General features: G+C 54.9%; 4 protein-coding genes. All 4 read right to left on the bottom strand.

Annotated features, from left to right (window positions below; all coding sequences use genetic code 11):
• Positions 1-267: 267 nt before the first annotated feature.
• The 4 genes from N6G83_RS54245 to N6G83_RS54230 all read right to left on the bottom strand — a co-directional run bounded on the left by N6G83_RS54245 (position 268) and on the right by N6G83_RS54230 (position 2291).
• A complete protein-coding gene (locus tag N6G83_RS54245) occupies positions 268-765 on the bottom strand; it encodes a MucR family transcriptional regulator (RefSeq protein WP_040115102.1) in 498 nt (165 codons plus the stop codon).
• Positions 766-819: 54 nt separating this feature from the next.
• A complete protein-coding gene (locus N6G83_RS54240) occupies positions 820-1020 on the bottom strand; it encodes a hypothetical protein (protein ID WP_015060066.1) in 201 nt (66 codons plus the stop codon).
• A gap of 41 nt (positions 1021-1061) precedes the next feature.
• Positions 1062-1331 carry a hypothetical protein gene (locus N6G83_RS54235; protein ID WP_024562315.1) on the bottom strand — a complete coding sequence of 90 codons (270 nt, stop codon included), beginning with the start codon at positions 1329-1331 and terminating at the stop codon, positions 1062-1064.
• 168 nt (positions 1332-1499) lie between these two features.
• The gene (locus N6G83_RS54230) at positions 1500-2291 is read right to left on the bottom strand and encodes an LPD29 domain-containing protein (protein WP_024562316.1); all 792 of its coding nucleotides are present in this window, start codon (positions 2289-2291) and stop codon (positions 1500-1502) included.
• Positions 2292-2328: the final 37 nt, after the last annotated feature.

Raw genomic sequence — 2328 nt, 5'->3', positions numbered from 1 at the left:
ATTTTGGGTTTTGCGTTATTTCAGTGAGTTAGCGACAGCAGGCAGGAAAAACAGGCATTCAGTATTTTTGATGCCTTATAGCCCCGTTGCGGGGCGGTTGGCGCGGCGCGGCCTTTGGCCGCTGCAAGCGCCGGGCTTGACGAACTGATACCCGTTGAGCTGCACAATCCATGTTTATCACAAGCGTCAGCGATGGAAGCCCGAAGGGGCGAGACAGCAAGGCTGGCTCGATGCGCAGCACGACGTAGCGGCCCGCAGGGAGACGCCCTATTTAGCGCTCGCCACCCATTTGTACAGACACCCAACCGACAGATTCAGATCGGCAGCAATATCCTTAACTTTCTCACCAGTCACCTTTCTGGCCGTCATTCTCTGCACGGCTTCATCCCTGAGCGTATCAGGAACGACCTTCACCACCGGAGAATGCTTCCATATCTGATGTACCCGCGCGACGTTCGCCGCCGCCACTTTATGCAACCTGGTGCTGGTCGCACGTTCAGGAGCATTCTTCCGGCCTTCGGCCATGAGCGCGAGCTGGTCAGCGGGGCGAATTTCGCCCCGCCGGATACGGCGCAAAACATTTTCCCGACACTGGCGGGAATGCTCGGCACTGGCAAGCGGCCTGTGTAGTGGTATGCCCCAGCGTTCCCGGTACTGTCTGGCGTTCATCTGGTGGGCTTTACTCAAATGAGGGGCCAGGAAAGAAAACTCCTTCCCGCACTCCAGGCACTTAATTTTTTCCGGTGCGTCGTCATGGTCAGCCATCGTCCGGCCTCCTTTTCGTTATGCAGGGCGGCGATTAGCCGCCCTGCAATTTAATTAACAATCCTCTCGCTGTGTCCAGCGGTTATCCGTCAAAGCCTGCTGCGCGGTGCTGCTATCCGGGAAGTATTCAGCTGATTCCCTTGATACCGGGTAGCCCTCACTGGTCGCCGTGCCAATGTAATAGCCCCTCTGGCTTTTCAGGATCTGCAACTCCAGGTCAAAACCCTGTTGCTGGGCGAGTTTTCCTTTTTCCATTTGTTTCTCCAGGCTGGCGGGGGTTTCCCCCCGCCTGTGGGTTAGTGAGATTTACGTGACAGGTAAAGCGGCAGGAAGCAATCAAGCGCATACAGGAATGAAACGACCGACGCAGAGCCGTACAGCAGCGCCAGCGGCATATTATCGGCATAGCTAAACACGCCTGTTGATGCGGCCAGCCCCAGCACGGTAGTACACGCACCGCCCAGCTGGACTTGTTCGCGGTAGCCCTGGCGAACCATAAACCACGGAAGGGCCAGCGCGGCGGCGGCGAGAATCAACGCGATTGGGATGATGATCAGATAGTTCATAGATAACTCCTTAGATGCCACTTTGGGCTGTGTTATCGGGCGGCGGTATTGCCTCCCGATGAAATAAGTATCGCCTTTTTTGCCCTCGAAGTCAATATTAGTAAATACATTTATTACATATATTTCATTCACTTCTACCAACAAAAAGCGCCCCGAAGGGCGCTAATTTCAGCGGCTGGATTTATCCACCTTTCCCGCATTGATGCGGATTTGCGCTGCAAGCCCCCAGGTAAAGCAGTCATGCCCGCGCCCCGCCAGCGCCCCGGATTTGTACGCCTCAAGCGTTACATCAGCCGGGATGGTGGTTTCGCCGTATTCTTTGCGCAGCAGTTCGATAGATTCAGCGATCAGCGCGTCGGTCAGGTCGCGTGAGCAAAACAGGTATTTCACGCCACCATAAACACGGTGGAAGCCCGTAATGTTGTATTCGTAAATGTCCTCCATTGAGTTAACGCTACCTTCCTCAAACTTGTCTGTAATCGCTTCTACAGCCTCTTTGGTTGGGCCATCCGTCCACGAAACATAGAGCGCGTTATAGTCACGCATACGGACAGAAAACTTCACTCCGGGGAAATGCTTTTTCAGCAGAATACGGATGTTTTTAGCGGCTAGCTTGGTGGTGTTGCTTTCGGTGGCCGTGGTCAGCAATCCGGCGTTTTCCGGGTCAGCGCTGGCGCGTTCGTTCGCCAGCTGGCGGGCATCTTCTTTCGCCTGGTGTCTCGCTTCGCGCTGGTCGGTCACACTCTGCACAACCTGACGGCGGGCGCGGAGTTCATCGAGTGGAAGGGTCTTATCGATCACCTGGTAAAAGCGCAGGGAAGTTTCCAGCAGCGGGGCGCAGGTTGGGGCATTCAGGCCGAGGATGGTATAGCTGATTTTGCCGTCAGCCAGATTAACCGCGCTTACTACATACTCGTTTTTAAAAGAGGTGAGGCACTGGCCGACAGTTAAAGTAGTCATGATGTTACTCCTGATAATCGCCGCTTTGGGCTGTGTC

It is taken from the genome of Serratia sp. PL7 (assembly GCF_945957435.1).
This window is presented reverse-complemented; position numbering and strand designations above follow the sequence as displayed.